The sequence below is a fragment of the Piscinibacter sp. genome, from assembly GCF_050175855.1.
Classification (GTDB): Bacteria; Pseudomonadota; Gammaproteobacteria; order Burkholderiales; family Burkholderiaceae_C; genus Piscinibacter.
The window spans coordinates 16,093-33,375 of sequence record NZ_JBFXIO010000008.1; the positions used below are offsets into that span (position 1 = coordinate 16,093).

The window sequence follows — 17,283 nt, forward strand, 5'->3', positions numbered from 1 at the left end:
CCTTCATGAATGCCACCACCACGGCAACACAAGGGACGGCCAAGCATGGCGGCTCAGCGGCCGACATCGCCGACTGGCGCCCCGAGGACAACGCCTTCTGGGAGGGCACCGGGAAGAAGGTAGCCTACCGCAACCTGTGGATCTCGATCCCCGCGCTGCTGTGCGGCTTCGCGGTCTGGGGCATGTGGGGCATCATCGCCGTGCAGATGCTCAACCTGGGCTTTCCGTTCACCCAGGACGAGCTCTTCACGCTGACCGCCATCGCCGGCATCGCCGGCGCGACGATGCGCATCCCGGCCTCGTTCCTGATTCGCCTGGCCGGCGGGCGCAACACGATCTTCCTGACCACCTCGATGCTGCTGGCGCCGGCCATCGGCACCGGCATCGTGCTGCAGCACAAGGACTGGCCGCTGTGGGCCTTCCAGCTGATGGCGCTGTGGTCGGGCGTGGGCGGCGGCAACTTCGCCAGTTCGATGTCCAACATCAGCGGCTTCTTCCCGAAGCGGCTGCAGGGCACGGCGCTGGGCCTGAATGCGGGCCTGGGCAACTTTGGCGTCACCACGATGCAGATCGTCATCCCGCTGGTGATGACCGTTCCGCTGCTGGGCGCCTTCGGCGGAGAGCCGATGACGCTGCTGAAGGACAGCGGCTGGATCTTCGGGAAGATCGCCGCCGGCACGCCCACCTGGGTGCAGAACGCCGGCTTCGCCTGGGTGTTCTCGCTGGTGCCGCTGGGCGCGCTGTGCTGGTTCGGCATGAACAACCTGAAGACGGTGTCGCCGAACTCCGGCTCGCCGATCGTGGCCTTCGCCAAGATCACTTACCTGTACACGCTGGCCTTTGTCCCGACCATCTTCATGCTCTGGCTGTACCTGCCCAAGCCCACCGGCCTGGGGCTGCTGAACATGTGGGTGGCGATTCCCCTGGACATCCTGATGGCGCTCGCCGTGATGCGACTGGCGGCCTTCGGCGAGATGAAGGAGGGCGTGAAGAAGCAGTTCGCGATCTTCAAGGACAAGCACACCTGGTCGCTAACCGCCCTGTACATCGTCACCTTCGGCTCGTTCATCGGCTTCTCGATGGCGCTGCCGCTGTCGATGAAGGTCATCTTCGGTGTCAGCCACGTGCCCGATGCCAACGGTGTGATGCAGCACACCCTGAACAACCCGAACGCGCCGACCATCCTGGCCTATGCCTGGATCGGCCCCTTCGTCGGCGCGGCCACTCGGCCCATCGGCGGCTGGATCTCCGACAAGGTGGGCGGCTCGATCGTCACGCAGGTGATCACCGCGGTGATGGCCCTGGCCGCCGTCGCGGTCGGCTACGTGATGATGCTGGCCTACGGCTCGGCCACGCCGGAGCAGTACTTCCCGATGTTCCTCGGGCTCTTCCTGGTGCTGTTCTTTGCCAGCGGCATCGGCAACGGGTCCACCTTCCGCACCATCGGCGTCATTTTCGACCGTACCCAGGCGGGCCCGGTGCTGGGCTGGACGTCGGCGGTCGCGGCTTACGGCGCCTTCATCGCGCCGGTGCTGATCGGCCAGTACATCAAGGCGGGCGCACCGCAACTGGCGTTCTACGGCTTCGCGGTGTTCTATGCCCTGTGCCTGGTGCTGAACTGGTGGTTCTACCTGCGCGGCAACGCCTACGTGAAGAACCCCTGAGCGTACCCCGGTCAGCGCTCACCTCGATCCGCCATGTCCGCCGCGATCATCCACCACTGGAATCCTGAAGACCCGGTCTTCTGGGAGCGCCAGGGCGAGGCCGTTGCGCGTCGCAACCTCTGGCTGTCGATCCCGGCGCTGGCGCTGTCGTTCGCGGTGTGGATGCTTTGGTCGGTGGTGGTGGTTCATCTGCCCGCGGCTGGCTTCCGATACAGCACCAACCAGCTGTTCTGGCTGACGGCGCTGCCCGCCCTCTGCGGTGCCACGCTGCGCATCTTCTATGCCTTTGCCGTGCCGGTGATTGGCGGCCGCCGCTTCACTACGCTGGCCACCGCGAGCCTGCTGCTGCCGGCCGTGGGCATAGGCCTGGCCGTGCAGGATCCGTCCACGCCATTCGAATGGATGGTGGTGCTGGCGCTGCTGTGCGGGCTGGGTGGGGGCAATTTCGCCAGTTCCATGGCGAACATCAGCTACTTCTTTCCCAGCGCACGCCAGGGCTATGCGCTCGGCCTGAACGCGGGGCTCGGTCACCTCGGCGTGGCCGGTATGCAACTGCTGGTGCCGCTGGCCATCAGCGCGAGTGTCTTCGGGATCTTCGACGGTCCGCCTCAGTCGACGGCGCAGGGACCGATGTGGCTGCAGAACGCGGGCTTCATCTGGGTGCCGCTCATCCTGGCCAGCACGGCTGCGGCCTGGTTCGGCATGGACGACCTCGCCGACCGGCACGCCGGCATGGCCGAGCAGGCGGTGGTCTTCACCCGCCGGCACAACTGGCTGATGTGCTGGCTCTACCTCGGCACCTTCGGCAGCTTCATCGGCTTCTCGGCGAGCCTGCCGATGCTGGCCCAGAGTCAGTACCAGCGCGCCGATGCGATGCACCTGGTCTGGCTGGGGCCGCTGATTGGCGCCGTGCTGCGCCCGTTGGGCGGCTGGATGGCCGATCGCTGGGGCGGCGCGCGCGTCACCTTCTGGGTCTTCGTGCTGATGGCGCTGGCCGCCTTGGTCGCTCTGCTGTGTCTGCCGACGGTGAGCGGCTCGGGCTCGGAAGTGTCGAGCAACGGCTACACCGGTTTCCTCGCGGCCTTCGGTCTCCTGTTCGCGGCGTCGGGCATAGGCAACGGCAGCACCTTCCGGATGATCTCCAGCCTGTTCGTCGCCGAGCGCCTGAAGAAGGCCGATGAACTGCCCTCGGCGCGTGCGCAGGCTGCGCGCGAAGGTGCTGTGGAGGCCGCAGCGGCGCTCGGCTTTGCCAGCGCCATCGGCGCCTACGGCGGCTTCTTCATCCCCAAGAGCGTGGGCTCGTCGCTGGCGATCACCGGAAGCGCCTCGGCGGCGCTGGTGATGTTCATCGGCTTCTACCTTTCCTGCATCGCGTTGACCTGGTGGGCGTACAGCCGCCGCAACGCACCTTACCCCTGCTAGTTCACTTCCTGAAACCCGCACGCGGACGAGCACTTCCAAGGACGACGACATGAGCCACTTTCTGGACCGCCTCACCCACTTCTCACTGCCCAAGGAGACGTTCGCCGGCGACCATGGCCTGACCACCGGTGAGGACCGCACCTGGGAGGACGCCTACCGCAACCGCTGGGCCCACGACAAGATCGTGCGCAGCACGCACGGCGTGAACTGCACCGGCTCGTGCTCGTGGAAGATCTACGTCAAGGGCGGCATCGTCACCTGGGAGACCCAGCAGACTGACTACCCGCGCACGCGCTGGGACATGCCCAACCACGAGCCGCGTGGCTGTGCACGCGGCGCCAGCTACAGCTGGTACCTGTACAGCGCCAACCGCGTGAAGTACCCGATGGTGCGCGGCCGCCTGCTCGAGCGCTGGCGCGCGGCGATGAAGACCGCCAAGACGCCGGTGGACGCCTGGGCCACCATCGTCGAGAACCCCGAGGCACGGCGCGACTACCAGAAGGTGCGCGGCATGGGCGGCTTCGTGCGCAGCAGCTGGGACGAGGTGAACCAGATCATCGCAGCCAGCAATGTCTACACGATCAAGAAGCACGGCCCCGATCGGGTGATCGGCTTCTCCCCGATTCCGGCGATGAGCATGGTCAGCTACGCCGCCGGCAGCCGCTACCTCAGCCTGATCGGCGGCGTGTGCATGAGCTTCTACGACTGGTACTGCGACCTGCCGCCCAGCAGCCCGCAGGTGTGGGGTGAGCAGACCGATGTGCCTGAATCGGCCGACTGGTACAACAGCACCTACATCATCGCCTGGGGCAGCAATGTGCCGCAGACGCGCACGCCCGATGCGCACTTCTTCACCGAGGTGCGCTACAAGGGAGCGAAGACGGTGGCCGTCACGCCCGACTACAGCGAGGTCGCCAAGCTCGCCGACATCTGGCTCCACCCCAAGCAGGGCACCGATGCTGCGCTGGCGATGGCCATGGGCCACGTTGCACTCAACGAGTTCTACTTCAAGCAGCGCAGCCCGTATTTCGACGACTACGCGCGCCGCTACACCGACCTGCCGCTGCTGGTGATGCTGAAAGAGCACCCGCTGCCCGACGGCCGCAAGACGCTGGTGCCTGACCGCTACCTGCGCGCCTCGGACTTCAACGGCAAGCTCGGCCAGCAGAACAACCCCGAGTGGAAGACCGTGGCCTTCGACACCGGCGGCCGGGCGGTGCTGCCCAACGGCAGCATCGGCTTCCGCTGGACGCCCGAGGGCGGCCCCGACCAAGGCAAGTGGAACCTCGAGAACAAGGAGGCGCGCCACGGCACCGAGGTCAAGCTGAAGCTGTCGGTCCTTGAAGACGGCGATCAGGCGCACGAGGTGGTGGACATCGGCCTGCCTTACTTCGGCGGCGTCAGCAATCCGCACTTCACGACCAATGTGCAGAACGGCGAGGTCAACTTCGTCAAGGTGCCGGCGGTGCGGCTGCGCCTGGGCAAGGAAGGCGATCACCGCGAAGCGCTGGTGGCCACGGTGTTCGACCTGCAGGCCGCGCAGTACGGCATCGACCGTGGGCTGGGCAGCGGAGCCAAGAGCTACGACGACGACGCGGCCTACACGCCGGCCTGGGCCGAGAGCGTGACCGGCACGCCGCGCGACCAGATCATCACCGTGGCGCGGCAGTTCGCCGAGAACGCGCACAAGACGCATGGCAAGAGCATGGTGATCATCGGCGCGGCGATGAACCACTGGTACCACTGCGACATGAACTATCGTGGTGTCATCAACCTGCTGATGATGTGCGGCTGCATCGGCCAGAGCGGCGGCGGCTGGTCGCACTACGTGGGCCAGGAGAAGCTGCGCCCGCAGACCGGCTGGACGGCGCTGGCCTTCGCACTGGACTGGATCCGACCGCCGCGCCAGATGAACAGCACCAGCTTCTTCTACGCGCACACCGACCAGTGGCGCTACGAGAAGCTCGGGATGGAGGAGATCGTGTCGCCGCTGGCCGACCGCAAGGCGTTCGGCGGCAGCATGATCGACTACAACGTGCGCGCGGAGCGCATGGGCTGGTTGCCCAGTGCGCCGCAGCTCAAGACCAACCCGATGCAGGTGGTCAAGGATGCCACCGCGGCCGGCCTGGACCCGAAGGACTACGTCGTGCGGGCGCTGAAGGACGGCACGGTCGAGATGAGCTGCGAGGACCCCGACGCACCGCAGAACTGGCCGCGCGTGATGTTCGTCTGGCGCAGCAACCTGCTGGGCTCGTCGGGCAAGGGCCACGAGTACTTCTGCAAGCACCTGCTGGGCACGGAGAACGGCATCCAGGGCAAGGACCTGGGCGCCGACGACGCCAAGCCATCTGAAGTGAAGTGGCACGCCGAGGCCCCGGTCGGCAAGCTCGACTTGGTGGTGACGCTGGACTTCCGCATGAGCACCACCTGCCTTTACAGCGACATCGTGCTGCCCACCGCCAGTTGGTACGAGAAGAACGACCTCAACACCAGCGACATGCACCCCTTCATCCACCCGCTGAGTGCCGCGGTGGACCCCGTGTGGCAAAGCCGCAGCGACTGGGAGATCTACAAGGGCTTTGCGAAGGCCTTCAGCGAAGTCTGCGTCGGCCACCTGGGCGTCGAACGCGAGGTGGTGCTGACGCCGCTGATGCACGACAGCGCGGCCGAACTGGCCCAGCCGTTCGACGTGAAGGAGTGGAAGAAGGGCCAGTGCGATCTGATCCCCGGCAAGACCGCGCCGCAGATCGGCGTGGTCGAGCGCGACTACCCGAACGTCTACAAGCGCTTCATCGCGCTCGGCCCCTTGATGGACAAGCTGGGCAACGGCGGCAAGGGCATCGGCTGGAAGACCGGTACCGAGGTGGAGCAACTCGGGCAGCTCAACGGCACGACGCTGACCGAGGGCGTGACGCAGGGCATGCCGAAGATCGTGACCGACATCGACGCCTGCGAGGTCATCCTGCAGCTCGCGCCAGAGACCAACGGCCATGTCGCGGTGAAGGCCTGGGAAGCCCTGGGCAAGCAGACGGGTCGCGACCATACCCACCTGGCGCTGTACCGCGAGGACGAGAAGATCCGCTACCGCGACGTGCAGGCGCAGCCGCGCAAGATCATCAGCAGCCCGACCTGGAGCGGCATCGAAAGCGAGACCGTCAGCTACAACGCCGGCTACACCAACGTGCACGAGCTGATCCCCTGGCGCACGCTCACCGGGCGCCAGCAGTTCTACCTGGACCACCCCTGGGTGATCGCCTTCGGCGAGGCCTTGAGCAGCTACCGTCCCCCGGTGGACCTGAAGACGACGGCCGGCATCCACAACATCAAGCCGAACGGGCACCAGGAGATCCTGCTCAACTTCATCACACCGCACCAGAAGTGGGGCATCCACAGCACCTACAGCGACAACCTGCTGATGCTGACTCTCAACCGCGGGGGCCCGGTGGTGTGGCTGAGCGAGGACGACGCCAAGCGCTCGGGCATCGAGGACAACGACTGGGTCGAGGTCTTCAACATCAATGGCGCCATTGCGGCGCGTGCGGTGGTCAGCCAGCGCGTCAATCCCGGGATGCTGCTGATGTACCACGCGCAGGAGAAGATCGTGAACACGCCCGGTTCGCAGATCACCGGCGTGCGCGGCGGCATCCACAACAGCGTGACGCGCATCGTGCTCAAGCCCACGCACATGATCGGTGGCTACGCGCAGTTCAGCTACGGCTTCAACTACTACGGAACCATCGGCACCAACCGCGACGAGTTCGTCGTGGTGCGCAAGATGGCCAAGGTCGACTGGCTGGACACGCCCGCCGACGACCACCTCGCCGCCGCCTACCAGGGCCAGGGCGAGAACCCCTGAACCGGCCGATCAGACAAGGAGCATCGCAATGAAAGTACGCGCACAGATCGGCATGGTGCTGAACCTGGACAAGTGCATCGGCTGCCACACCTGCAGCGTGACCTGCAAGAACGTGTGGACCAGCCGTCCCGGCGTCGAGTACGCCTGGTTCAACAACGTGGAAACCAAGCCCGGCATCGGCTACCCCAAGGAGTGGGAGAACCAGGACCGGTGGAACGGTGGCTGGGTGCGCAAGGCCGATGGTTCCATCGTGCCGCGCCAAGGCGGCAAGTGGCAGCTGCTGATGAAGATCTTCGCCAACCCCAACCTGCCGCAGATCGACGACTACTACGAGCCCTTCACCTTCGACTACGACCACCTGCAGTCGGCGCCCGAGATGCAGCATGCGCCGACCGCCCGGCCGCGCAGCCTCATCACTGGCAAGCGGATGGAGAAGATCGAGTGGGGCCCGAACTGGGAGGAGATCCTGGGCGGCGAGTTCGCCAAGCGATCGAAGGACAAGAACTTCGACGATATCCAGAAGGACATCTACGGCCAGTTCGAGAACACCTTCATGATGTACCTGCCCAGGCTGTGCGAGCACTGCCTGAACCCGGCGTGCGTCGCGAGCTGTCCCTCGGGCTCCATCTACAAGCGTGAGGAAGACGGCATCGTCCTCATCGACCAGGACAAGTGCCGCGGCTGGCGCATGTGCGTGAGCGGCTGCCCGTACAAGAAGATCTACTACAACTGGAAGAGCGGCAAGGCCGAGAAGTGCATCTTCTGCTATCCGCGTATCGAGGCCGGCCAGCCCACGGTGTGCAGCGAGACCTGCGTCGGTCGCATCCGCTACCTGGGCGTGCTGCTGTACGACGCTGATCGCATTCAAGAGGCTGCCAGCGTCGAGCACGACAAGGACCTGTACCAGGCACAGCTCGACATCTTCCTGGACCCGAACGACCCGAAGGTGATCGCGCAGGCGCGTGCCGACGGCATTCCCGACAACTGGCTGGAAGCCGCGAAGAACAGCCCGGTCTACAAGATGGCGGTGGACTGGAAGGTGGCGCTGCCGCTTCACCCGGAGTACCGCACGTTGCCGATGGTGTGGTACGTGCCACCGCTCAGTCCCATCACCGCCGCGGCCAACGCCGGGCAGGTCGGCACCAATGGCGAGATCCCCGACGTCAACCAGCTGCGCATCCCGGTCAAGTACCTCGCCAACCTGCTGACGGCGGGCGACACCGCGCCAGTGGTGCGGGCGCTCGAGCGGATGCTGGCGATGCGCGCCTACCAGCGGGCCAAACACGTCGATGGCAGCGCCAATCAGGCCGCTATCGAACAGGTGAAGCTGAGCGTGAATCAGGTCGAGGAGATGTACCGCGTGATGGCCATCGCCAACTACGAGGACCGCTTCGTCATTCCGACCACGCACCGCGAATACGCCGAGAACGCCTTCAACGTGCGCGGCGGTTGCGGCTTCAGCTTCGGCAACGGCTGCAGCGAAGGGGTCACCGAGACCAGCCTGTTCGGCAGCGAGAAGAAGCGCACCATCCCCATCAAGGCCACCGTATGAGCAAGCCCTTTCCCCTGACGCTGCGGGTGCTGGCGCACTTGTTGAGCTATCCGGACACCTCGCTACGCGACCACCTGGCCGAGATGACGACGGCGCTCCAAGGCGAGCGGGCGCTTCGACCCGATCGCCTGGCCGAGCTGTCCGCCCTGATGCAGCACCTGCGTGGCGCGCGCGCGATGGACGTCGAGGCGCACTACGTCGAGACCTTCGACCGTGGCCGTGGCACGGCGCTGCACCTGTTCGAGCATGTGCACGGCGACAGCCGCGACCGCGGGCCGGCCATGATCGACCTGCTGCAGACCTACGAGCAGGCCGGCCTATACCTCGCGCCGAGCGAACTGCCCGATCACCTGACGGTGGTGCTGGAGTACGCGTCCACGCAGCCGCCCGCCCAGGCCCGGGCCTTCCTGCGCGAGCTGACGCATATCCTGCAGGCAATCTTCAGCGCGCTGCTGCGCCGCGAGAGCCCCTATGCCAGCGTGCTGGCAGCGGTGCTCGAACTGGCCGGGGAGAAAGCTCAGGCGGTGAAGATCCCCGACGAGCCCACCCTCGATGAATCCTGGGAGGAGCCTGCGGTCTTCGGTGGCTGCTCCACCCAGGGCCAGGCCAGTCCGGGCCAGCCGCAACCGATCCAGATCGTGCGCGCCGCCGCGCGCCAGGCGTCCACCCAGCCGGGAGCATCGGCATGAACACCCTCCACACCATCGCCTTCACCGTCTACCCCTACGTCTGCCTGGCATTCTTTCTGATGGGTAGCCTGGCCCGCTTCGACCGCGACCAGTACACGTGGAAGAGCGACAGCTCGCAGCTGCTGCGCGCCGGCCAGCTGCGCTGGGGCAGCAACCTGTTCCACGGCGGGATCCTGTTCCTGTTCTTCGGGCACCTGTTCGGCCAGCTGACCCCGCACGCGGTGTACGGCCTGGTCATGACGTCCTCGCAGAAGCAGCTGCTGGCCGTGATCGCCGGCGGCGTGGCCGGAGGCCTGTGTTTCATCGGGCTGACGATGCTGCTGCACCGGCGGCTGTTCGATCCGCGTATCCGGCTGACCAGCCACCGGACCGACATCGCGATCCTGGTGATCCTGTGGGTGCAACTGGCCATCGGACTGTCGACGCTGCCGTCGTCACTGCATCATGCGGGCGAACCCACCACCATGCTGCGCCTGGCCGAGTACCTGCAAGGCATCGTGCTGCTGCAGCCCAATGCGGCGCTGGTCGCGGGCGTGGAATGGCACTTCCAGCTTCACATGTTGCTGGGCATGACGATCTTCCTGCTGTTCCCCTTCAGCCGCCTCGTTCACGTGTGGAGCGGCTTCGGTACCGTTGCCTACCTGTTCCGCCCGTATCAGATGGTGCGTTCGCGCCGGCTCAACGTGCCGGCCCGCCAGAACCTGCCGCGCCGCGCCGGCTGAGCGTGTGGCCCATCGACACAGGAGTACGCAATGGATGCATCGGTTTCAGGTCTCGCGCAGGTCAACGGCGTGGTGCTGGCCTATCCCAACGAGCAGTTGACGGCCGAGGCCCTGCGCCAGCGCGCTTGCGCCGAACTGCTTCGGCAGGCGGCCATCCGCGCCGGGCTGCTGGCCGAGGACGATCCGCTCCCGCTGGGAGGTGCAATGACCGAATCGGCCAGTGCGGCCATCGAACGGCTGCTGGATCGTGAGCTCCACCTGCCCGAGCCGACGGAAGAAGCGCTGCGCCGCCACCACGCGGCCCAGCGGGGACGCTACGCGGTCGGGGAGCGCGTGCTGATGCGCCACATCCTGTTCGCTGTCACGCCGGGCGTGGATGTGAATGCCCTGCGGCAGCGCGCCGAGGCTTGCCTGCTGGACGTGCGCTGCGCGACGCCCGACAGCCAGGATCGCTTTGCGACCGCCGCGAGGTCTACCTCCAACTGCCCCAGTGGGGCCGAAGGCGGCAACCTGGGCTGGCTGACCAGCCGCGAGTGCGCGCCCGAGCTGGCCGGCGAAATCTTCGGCAAGCCCGAGATCGGCGTGCTGCCGCGGCTGGTGCACAGCCGCTTCGGGTTGCATGTCGTCGAGGTCCTGGCGCGTGAACCCGGGGTCGAGCCGCCGTTCGAGGCGGTGAAGTCCGCGGTGGCGCAGGCCTTGCGACAGCAGGCCTTCGCGACCGCGCTTCGCCAGTACCTGCAGCTGCTCGCGGCCGGGGCGACGCTGGTGGGTGTCGACCTGGACGCCGCCACGTCGCCGCTGGTGCAGTAGCCAGAGGACCGAGCATGGCGCACCGGCATGCGTCCTCGGGAGAGATCGTCGAGCTGAAGGCGCTGGGCGATGCGCTGGAGCAGCACGTCACCCACGCGCTGATCAAGTCCGCTCAGCTGGAGCTGGTCAGGCTCGTGCTCCCCGCCGGCAAGGCCCTTCGTGAGCACCGTGTTGCAGGGGAGATCACCGTGCTTTGCGTGGAAGGGGTGATCGACATCCGGGTCCAGGGCAGCGACCGGCGGCTGGCCGCAGGCCAGCTCATTCACCTGGGTGCCGGCGAGCCGCACGCCGTGCGCGCGGTGACGAATGCGTCCGCGCTTCTGACGATCTGCCTGGTGGCGCCGTAAGGGTCAGTGCGGCAGTGCCTTCACCCCAGCTGCACCGCACGGCCCTGGCGATCGAAGGGGATCATCCCGCCCGGGCTACCGGCCTTCACGGATTCGACCATGCGCTGCAGGGCGCTGTCGATCTGGCTGCTGGCAGGCGGATGCTGTCCTGCGCCGGAAAGCGCGGCCGCGAAGACCAGCACCCACGGTTGACCCATCGCGGCGGCCTCTTCGCAAAGGGCGGCGAAGTCCGTCAATTCGGCGGGATCCTTGTCCACACACATCAACGGCGACAGTTCCCCCGACTCGCCGGCCTCGAAGGTCCTGCGTTGGTCTGGGGTGGCGTCCGCCGGAAGGCTGGCCCCGGCAAACACCAGCAGCAATCGCTGTGTGTCGGGCTGATGCCGCGCTGCGGCCAGCAGGTCGTTGAAATGGCTGATGTCCATGGTCGCGAGCTTATTCCCTTCCCGGACCGTGCCTGAACTGCTGCCGTGGTATCCACAGATCAAGATGGCCCACATCTCGCTGGTCGTGGCCAGCGGCATGCTGTTCGCCTGGCGTGGCGCGATGGTCCTGGCAGGGCGCGCCTGGGTCATGGGCCGGCACTGGCGGGTGTTCAGCTATGTCATCGACACGGGCTTGCTGGCCGCCGGTGCCACGCTGTGGACCACACTCTCACTGAATCCATTGATGCAGCACTGGCTGGCGGCCAAGCTCTGGTTCTTGCTTGTGTACGTGGTGCTCGGCTCGATGGCGCTCAAGCGCGCGCGGACGCCCGTCGTCCGGCAGACCTGCTTTGTGGCCGCCCTGGCGGTCTACGGTTTCATGGCGTCCGTTGCCTACATGCACGATCCGCTGGGTCTGCTTCTGCCCTGGGTGTCCCATGGCGCCTGAGACCCTGACATGGCCTGGAAGCGTCAGCGCCGAGTTGGGTCTCCAGTACAGTGACGACATGCCAAGGTCATGGAGTCTTTCCGCCAAGCTCGGGGCGATCGGCGCCGCGTTGCTGCTGATGGCCTTCGCCTCGATCGGCCTCACGCTGTGGGTGACCTGGCAGCTTGAAGGTGGCGCGGCCGCAGTCAACGAAGCCGGCCGCATGCGCATGCAGACCTGGCGCCTGGCGCAAACGCTGGAGCGCGCCGACGAGCGGCAGAAGGGTGCGCTGTTCGAACAGTTCGACAGCAGCATCGGGGTGCTTCGCACGGGCGACCCGGCGCGGCCGCTCTTCGTTCCGCACGATCACGCCTCCCAGGAGGCCTTTGACGTGGTGCAGCGCGAGTGGGATGTGCTGAAAGCCGCCTGGGGCACTTTGCCGGCACCGGGTGCGGAGCGCGCCGCGCAGCAGGCCGACGCGTTCGTGAGCCGCATCGACAGCTTCGTCTCCGCTATCGAGAAACACTTGTCCGGCCTGACGGCGATCCTGAACGCCGTGCAGTTCGTGATGGTGGCCCTCACCATCGGCAGTGCGATCGCCTTGCTCTACTCCGCCTACCTGTTCATCTTCAATCCGCTGTCCCGCCTGCAGGCCGGGCTCTCGCGGGTGGAGAAGGGTGATCTGGGGGCGCGCGTCGTACCCGGTGCCGACGACGAGTTCGGATCGCTGGCCAAGGGCTTCAATCGCATGGCCGAGACGCTTCAAGGGCTGTACCAGAACCTGGAGGCCAAGGTCCGGGAGAAGACCGAGCGGCTCGAGTCCCAGCGCGCGCGGCTCGAGGCGCTGTACGAGTCGGCCGCGTTCGTGGCCCGTGCCGACACGCTGGAAGCGCTGGCGCAGGGGATTGCGCGGCAGGTCCGGCAGGTGGCGCGGGCCGACGCCTCAGCCGTGCGCTGGTCGGACGAAGCGAACCGCAAGTACCTGCTGCTTGCGTCCGACTGCCTGCCTCAGTCGGTCATCGATGAGGAGCACTGCATTCCGACGGGGGACTGCCTGTGCGGCCAACCCCAGTCGGGTGCAATGACACGGGTGATCCCGATCCATCCGGAAGGCACCCCTTCGCGTCTGGCTCATTGCGCGCGCGAGGGCTTCGAGTCCGTCGTCGGCGTGCCCGTCCGCCTGCACGAGCGCCTGGTCGGCGAGATCAACCTCTTCTACCGCGATACCCGACCCCTGGCCGACGAAGACCGCGTCTTGCTGGAGACCATCGCCAGCCACCTGGCCGGCGCCATCGAGGGTCTTCGGGCAGCGGCCCTGCAGCGGGAGACCGCCGTGGCCGAGGAACGCAGCTTCATCGCCCGAGAACTGCACGATTCCATCGCCCAGAGCCTGGCGTTCCTGAAGATCCAGCTGGGCCTGCTGCGCAGCGACATCCGCAGCGCCGATCCGGTGCGCATCGAGAAGACGCTGGTTGAACTCGACGCGGGCGTGCACGAGAGCCTGGGCGACGTGCGCGAGCTGCTGGTTCATTTCCGCACCCGCACCAACGCGGAAGACATCGCGCCCGCGCTGAAGACAACCCTGCAGAAGTTCGAGCACCAGACGGGGCTGACCACCCACCTCGACATCGAAGGCGAGGGCATGCCGCTGCCGGCGGACGTTCAGGTGCAGGTCCTGCACGTGGTGCAAGAGGCCTTGTCGAACGTGCGCAAGCATGCCCGCGCCAGTGAAGTGTGGGTGGAAGTGCAGCAGTCGCCGCAGTGGCGCGTTGAGGTTCGCGACGACGGCTGCGGTTTCGAGGCCGACGGCACCGGGCCCGACGAGACCCATGTCGGCCTGCGCATCATGCGTGAACGCGCGCAGAACATTGGCGCCTCGGTGGAAGTGGCCTCGGTGCCGGGCTCGGGCACCTGCGTGGTCCTGAAGCTGCCGGAGCGGCTGGGGATGGCGGCGTGACCCAGCCTGCAGCCATCCGGGTGCTGGTCGTCGACGACCACACGCTGTTCCGTCGTGGATTGATCTCGTTGTTGTCCGGGGATGCGCGCTTCGAGGTGGTCGGCGAAGCCGGTGACGCGAACGAGGCGCACCAACGGGCCCTCGCGACCCAGCCTGACGTGATCCTGCTGGACAACCACATGCCCGGTGTCAACGGCGTCGATGCGCTGCCGGGGTTCAAGGCCGCCGCGCCGCAGGCGCGGGTGCTGATGCTGACGGTCAGCGAAGACGAGCGCGACCTGGCCGCGGCACTCCGAGGCGGTGCCCGAGGCTACCTGCTCAAGACCATGGACAGCGAGATGCTGGGGTCGGTCATCCAGCGCACGATGGCCGGGGAATCGGTGGTGAGCCCCGAGATGACCAGCAAGCTGGTCAGCGCTTTCCAGGCCGGGCAGGGCGAGGCGATTCCGCCGCCGGCGATCGATCAGGATCCGATCCACAGCCTGTCGCCACGCGAACGCGAGATCCTGGCACTCATCGCCAAGGGGGCCAGCAACAAGGAAGTGGCGCGCGAACTGAGCATCGCCGAGGCGACCGTGAAGATCCATGTCCAGCACATCCTGCGCAAGCTGAACCTCAGCTCGCGCGTACAGGCTGCGGTGTACCTGGCCGGGCGGTCCGGATGACGATGCAGGCTGTGCCTCCGGGCCCGGATCCGCTGCCCGCGTCGGCTGGGCAGGACCTGTTGCACCTGCTCGGCCAGCGCTTCTCGACCGGACCCAAGTACCTCGCGGCGCCCGGACCGACCATGGAGGCTTGGATGCGCGCGGCCCGGGTCGCGGAGCGGGCACCGGACCATGGTGCGCTCCGGCCGTTCCGGTTTGTCATCGTCGGCGACGATCAGCGGCTTGCGCTATCAGAGTTGTTCGCGCAAGGTGCCCTGGAACGTGGTCAGCCGCCCGACGACGTCGAGAGGGCCAGGGCACGGGCCTTCAACGGCCCTGGGCTGGCCGCTCTCGTGGCCCGCATCTGCCCCGATGTCCCCGACGTGCCGGTGCACGAACAGTGGATGTGCGTGGGCGCTGGACTGATGAACTTCTTGAACGCCCTCCATGTGATGGGCTTCGCGGCGAAGTCCCTCAGCGGCCTCTCGGTGTCGGATGAAGCGATCAAAGCCGCCTTCTGCGACTCGGACGAGAGCCTGGCCTGCTGGATCGTTGCCGGGCGACCGCGGGAGCCAGCGCACCCCCGGCAGCGAGAGCCCGTCGCCCCTCTCCTGGAGACCTGGCGTCCGACAAAGGCCTGATGGGCTTCCGTGGACAGTCGAACCTAGATGCTGCAGGCGTTGCCCGGCGGGGTGACTTGCCGCGTTGGCCATGTGGTCGCGCCAGCAGCAACGAAGTGACGCGCGAGGTCTGCATTGCCGAGGCGATCGTGAAGACCCATGTCAAGCACATCCTACGGCATCCGATTCTCCGCTCGCGCGTTCAGGCCGTGGTTTACCTCACGGGCTGTTCGGGTCGACGCGGGGCTCCACAGAGGCGGCGCCATTGGCTTCTCACGGACACTTCTAGCCCGTGCTCCAAGCGCGCGGGCGCTTCATGCCGGCAATCTTGCAGGCCTGAGCGACGTAGCCGTAGGGAAACAGTTCAAAGAGGCGCTTTCGACCTTGGCCGGGGTATCGCTGTTCGAGGTGACGCATGACATGCCGGGCGTCGGGCGTGACCTGGCGCTCTTGCTGCTGTTCGCGCATGAAGCTGATCACGAACCAGTGATCGTCTGTCAATGCGATTCCCTGCTCAGCCGCGATCTGGCCAGCCCACGTTGAAGTCCAGTCATTTGGCTCCACGAGATAGCCTTCTTCGTCTTGCCGGGGCATCATGTTCTCCTCCTGGAAAAGAAGTGCGCTTTCAGTTGTCGGTCGTCGCGCTCGTCCCTTGGGTGCGAATGAGAAGTCGGTTCAACGCTCAGCCACGCGAGTACGTCGGCGCCGCATCGCCACGCCGATGCGGTCCAGTTCGGTCTCGCCCAGCAGGCGTGCGGCCATGGGCAGCAGTTCGCCTTCTTCACGTCGGATGTGCGCCTCGTAGCGCTCAACGAAGGAAGAGACCAGTGCGGCGTCGACGATGTGGCCAGTCATCTCGCTGACGCTCAAGAGTTGAGGGCGCAGCGCGCCCCAGAGTTGCTCGAGCTTGCGGTGGTCGCCGCAAAGTGACGCGGTGAGTTCCCGAAGACACACCGCGTCCGACCCTGCCATCGATTCCAACAACGCCGGGAACAGATCGTGTTCCTCGTCTTCATGGTGGTGGCGTGCCGCTGAATCGAAGTAGCGCATGATGGCTCTGGCTGCATCCTGCGCGTCACGGTCGGCGCCGTGACGCTGAAGGTGGGGCAACAGGCGCTGCAGGGTGGCGCACTGGTGCTGGACGCGACCGTGACAGGCTGCCAGCATCTCCAGCGGCACTTCGAAGCCAACGGCGGGTGCGCTGTGGCCTGGGATGGCGTGGGTCATCGAGTGGAGTCTCCGATCGGTCTTCGGTCTTCACGCGCCGCCTCGGGGGCGGGCTACGCGGCGGGCCTCGGTCTGTCCTGTCCCCAGCGCGCGCCGGCGGCTGGCTGGTGGCGCGATCGTCCGGCTTCGGGGCAGGGTGGGGCCCGGTGTCATATCCGCCAGCGTGGCGCCGTCCAGGGCCTTGAAGTAGCCGGCCAGCGCATCGTCGAAAAGGTGCTTCAGCCGGCAGGCCGGCGATAGCGTGCACGCGTTGGTCGTGGAGTCGAAGCACTCCACCAGGCGAAAGTCGGTCTCGGTGGCCCGCACCACATCGCCGATGCGGATCTGATCGGGCTCTGCCCGCAGCCTCAGCCCGCCGCCGCGTCCGCGCGTGGTCTCGAGCAGGCCACGGTGCGCCAGGTCGTTGACCACTTTCATCAGGTGATTCCGGGACAGCCCGTGCTGCTCGGCCAGTTCACCGATCGTGACCAGGCGGTCCCGATGTGCAGCGCAGTACATCAGCACCCGCAAGGTGTAGTCCGTGTATTCGGAAAGGCGCATGGAACCTCTTAAAGATGCATGCAGTGTATTGCTTTAAGGGCCGGATGTCATTAACATGCACACACCATACAGCTTTAGATTCAGCTTCGTCGCTTCCCCGAAGCCAGGTCTCCATCATGAAAAGCCCGTCAAGCGCCATTCCTCTCGTCCCGCAGGCCGGCGTGCCGAGCGCTGACGCCAGGGCGCCGAGCATGGAGTTCCCGCTGCCTGGCTGGCCGCTGTTCCGGCTGGGCTTCCGTCCGTTCTACCTCGGCGCGGCGGCCTTCGCGGCGCTCGCGGTGCCGTACTGGGTCGCAGCCGTTCTGGGCGTGGCGGCGCTGCCGGCGACGATGCCCCCGCTGTTGTGGCACGCCCACGAGATGCTGTTCGGCTTTGCGGTCG

The 17,283-nt window shown here is 66.5% G+C and carries 17 protein-coding genes; 13 read left to right on the forward strand and 4 right to left on the reverse strand.

Translation table 11 applies throughout. The annotated features are described in order from the left end of the window. The first annotated feature begins 5 nt into the window (after nt 1-5). Genes AB7U92_RS01590 through AB7U92_RS01625 form a run of 8 tightly spaced genes read left to right on the forward strand, consistent with a single transcriptional unit; the run spans nt 6 to nt 11,062 of the window. A complete protein-coding gene (locus tag AB7U92_RS01590; protein WP_428574041.1) occupies nt 6-1,664 on the forward strand; it encodes an MFS transporter in 1,659 nt (552 codons plus the stop codon). A 33-nt stretch (nt 1,665-1,697) separates the two neighbouring features. Further along, nucleotides 1,698-3,086, forward strand: a complete 1,389-nt coding sequence (locus AB7U92_RS01595) for an MFS transporter (RefSeq protein WP_128199361.1) — start codon at nt 1,698-1,700, stop codon at nt 3,084-3,086. Between the two features lie 49 nt (nt 3,087-3,135). Then, complete coding sequence (locus tag AB7U92_RS01600; protein ID WP_428574043.1) at nt 3,136-6,942, forward strand: nitrate reductase subunit alpha; 3,807 nt, start codon at nt 3,136-3,138, stop codon at nt 6,940-6,942. Nucleotides 6,943-6,970: 28 nt separating this feature from the next. Beyond that, nucleotides 6,971-8,494, forward strand: coding sequence for a nitrate reductase subunit beta (gene narH, locus AB7U92_RS01605; RefSeq protein ID WP_428574045.1), 1,524 nt, complete (start codon nt 6,971-6,973; stop codon nt 8,492-8,494). After that, nucleotides 8,491-9,183 (forward strand): nitrate reductase molybdenum cofactor assembly chaperone, encoded by a 693-nt coding sequence (gene narJ, locus AB7U92_RS01610; protein WP_428574047.1) that lies wholly within the window; start codon nt 8,491-8,493, stop codon nt 9,181-9,183. Before narH ends, narJ begins: the two co-directional genes overlap by 4 nt. Further along, on the forward strand, nt 9,180-9,905 hold the full coding sequence (gene narI, locus AB7U92_RS01615; protein WP_428574049.1) for a respiratory nitrate reductase subunit gamma: 726 nt from the start codon (nt 9,180-9,182) through the stop codon (nt 9,903-9,905). The genes narJ and narI overlap by 4 nt, the downstream gene beginning before the upstream one ends. Nucleotides 9,906-9,935: 30 nt before the next feature. Beyond that, entirely contained in the window at nt 9,936-10,715 is a 780-nt protein-coding gene (locus AB7U92_RS01620; RefSeq protein ID WP_428574051.1) for a peptidylprolyl isomerase, read from the forward strand. A 14-nt stretch (nt 10,716-10,729) separates the two neighbouring features. Further along, the gene (locus tag AB7U92_RS01625) at nt 10,730-11,062 is read left to right on the forward strand and encodes a cupin domain-containing protein (RefSeq protein ID WP_428574053.1); all 333 of its coding nucleotides are present in this window, start codon (nt 10,730-10,732) and stop codon (nt 11,060-11,062) included. A gap of 20 nt (nt 11,063-11,082) precedes the next feature. Here the strand turns inward: AB7U92_RS01625 and AB7U92_RS01630 are convergent, their stop codons facing one another. Beyond that, entirely contained in the window at nt 11,083-11,487 is a 405-nt protein-coding gene (locus tag AB7U92_RS01630; RefSeq protein WP_428574055.1) for a ribonucleotide reductase subunit alpha, read from the reverse strand. 28 nt (nt 11,488-11,515) lie between these two features. On the opposite strand from AB7U92_RS01630, the gene AB7U92_RS01635 reads away from it, so the two are divergent. Genes AB7U92_RS01635 through AB7U92_RS01650 form a run of 4 tightly spaced genes read left to right on the forward strand, consistent with a single transcriptional unit; the run spans nt 11,516 to nt 15,156 of the window. Next, nucleotides 11,516-11,935, forward strand: a complete 420-nt coding sequence (locus tag AB7U92_RS01635) for a SirB2 family protein (RefSeq protein WP_428574057.1) — start codon at nt 11,516-11,518, stop codon at nt 11,933-11,935. After that, complete coding sequence (locus AB7U92_RS01640) at nt 11,838-13,871, forward strand: type IV pili methyl-accepting chemotaxis transducer N-terminal domain-containing protein (protein ID WP_428574059.1); 2,034 nt, start codon at nt 11,838-11,840, stop codon at nt 13,869-13,871. The genes AB7U92_RS01635 and AB7U92_RS01640 overlap by 98 nt, the downstream gene beginning before the upstream one ends. Next, nucleotides 13,868-14,536 carry a response regulator gene (locus tag AB7U92_RS01645; protein WP_428574061.1) on the forward strand — a complete coding sequence of 223 codons (669 nt, stop codon included), beginning with the start codon at nt 13,868-13,870 and terminating at the stop codon, nt 14,534-14,536. Before AB7U92_RS01640 ends, AB7U92_RS01645 begins: the two co-directional genes overlap by 4 nt. Next, nucleotides 14,533-15,156 (forward strand): nitroreductase family protein, encoded by a 624-nt coding sequence (locus AB7U92_RS01650; protein ID WP_428574063.1) that lies wholly within the window; start codon nt 14,533-14,535, stop codon nt 15,154-15,156. The genes AB7U92_RS01645 and AB7U92_RS01650 overlap by 4 nt, the downstream gene beginning before the upstream one ends. A gap of 264 nt (nt 15,157-15,420) precedes the next feature. Here the strand turns inward: AB7U92_RS01650 and AB7U92_RS01655 are convergent, their stop codons facing one another. From AB7U92_RS01655 to AB7U92_RS01665, 3 genes are all read right to left on the reverse strand, one after another. Next, nucleotides 15,421-15,729 (reverse strand): TusE/DsrC/DsvC family sulfur relay protein, encoded by a 309-nt coding sequence (locus AB7U92_RS01655; RefSeq protein WP_428574065.1) that lies wholly within the window; start codon nt 15,727-15,729, stop codon nt 15,421-15,423. Between the two features lie 81 nt (nt 15,730-15,810). Beyond that, on the reverse strand, nt 15,811-16,362 hold the full coding sequence (locus tag AB7U92_RS01660; RefSeq protein WP_428574067.1) for a hemerythrin domain-containing protein: 552 nt from the start codon (nt 16,360-16,362) through the stop codon (nt 15,811-15,813). Between the two features lie 30 nt (nt 16,363-16,392). Then, nucleotides 16,393-16,902 carry an RrF2 family transcriptional regulator gene (locus tag AB7U92_RS01665; RefSeq protein WP_428574069.1) on the reverse strand — a complete coding sequence of 170 codons (510 nt, stop codon included), beginning with the start codon at nt 16,900-16,902 and terminating at the stop codon, nt 16,393-16,395. A gap of 191 nt (nt 16,903-17,093) precedes the next feature. Between AB7U92_RS01665 and AB7U92_RS01670 the strand changes: the two genes are divergently transcribed. After that, nucleotides 17,094-17,283, forward strand: a 190-nt coding sequence (locus tag AB7U92_RS01670) for an NnrS family protein (RefSeq protein ID WP_428574071.1), incomplete at its 3' end; no start/stop codon positions are given.

What these genes read in the sequence shown, in the direction of transcription:
- AB7U92_RS01590 (WP_428574041.1), top strand. Translation starts at nt 6, where the DNA reads ATGAATGCCACCACCACGGCAACACAAGGGACGGCCAAGCATGGCGGC.
- AB7U92_RS01595 (WP_128199361.1), top strand. Translation starts at nt 1,698, where the DNA reads ATGTCCGCCGCGATCATCCACCACTGGAATCCTGAAGACCCGGTCTTC.
- AB7U92_RS01600 (WP_428574043.1), top strand. Translation starts at nt 3,136, where the DNA reads ATGAGCCACTTTCTGGACCGCCTCACCCACTTCTCACTGCCCAAGGAG.
- narH (WP_428574045.1), top strand. Translation starts at nt 6,971, where the DNA reads ATGAAAGTACGCGCACAGATCGGCATGGTGCTGAACCTGGACAAGTGC.
- narJ (WP_428574047.1), top strand. Translation starts at nt 8,491, where the DNA reads ATGAGCAAGCCCTTTCCCCTGACGCTGCGGGTGCTGGCGCACTTGTTG.
- narI (WP_428574049.1), top strand. Translation starts at nt 9,180, where the DNA reads ATGAACACCCTCCACACCATCGCCTTCACCGTCTACCCCTACGTCTGC.
- AB7U92_RS01620 (WP_428574051.1), top strand. Translation starts at nt 9,936, where the DNA reads ATGGATGCATCGGTTTCAGGTCTCGCGCAGGTCAACGGCGTGGTGCTG.
- AB7U92_RS01625 (WP_428574053.1), top strand. Translation starts at nt 10,730, where the DNA reads ATGGCGCACCGGCATGCGTCCTCGGGAGAGATCGTCGAGCTGAAGGCG.
- AB7U92_RS01630 (WP_428574055.1), bottom strand. Translation starts at nt 11,487, where the DNA reads ATGGACATCAGCCATTTCAACGACCTGCTGGCCGCAGCGCGGCATCAG.
- AB7U92_RS01650 (WP_428574063.1), top strand. Translation starts at nt 14,533, where the DNA reads ATGACGATGCAGGCTGTGCCTCCGGGCCCGGATCCGCTGCCCGCGTCG.
- AB7U92_RS01655 (WP_428574065.1), bottom strand. Translation starts at nt 15,729, where the DNA reads ATGCCCCGGCAAGACGAAGAAGGCTATCTCGTGGAGCCAAATGACTGG.
- AB7U92_RS01660 (WP_428574067.1), bottom strand. Translation starts at nt 16,362, where the DNA reads ATGACCCACGCCATCCCAGGCCACAGCGCACCCGCCGTTGGCTTCGAA.
- AB7U92_RS01665 (WP_428574069.1), bottom strand. Translation starts at nt 16,902, where the DNA reads ATGCGCCTTTCCGAATACACGGACTACACCTTGCGGGTGCTGATGTAC.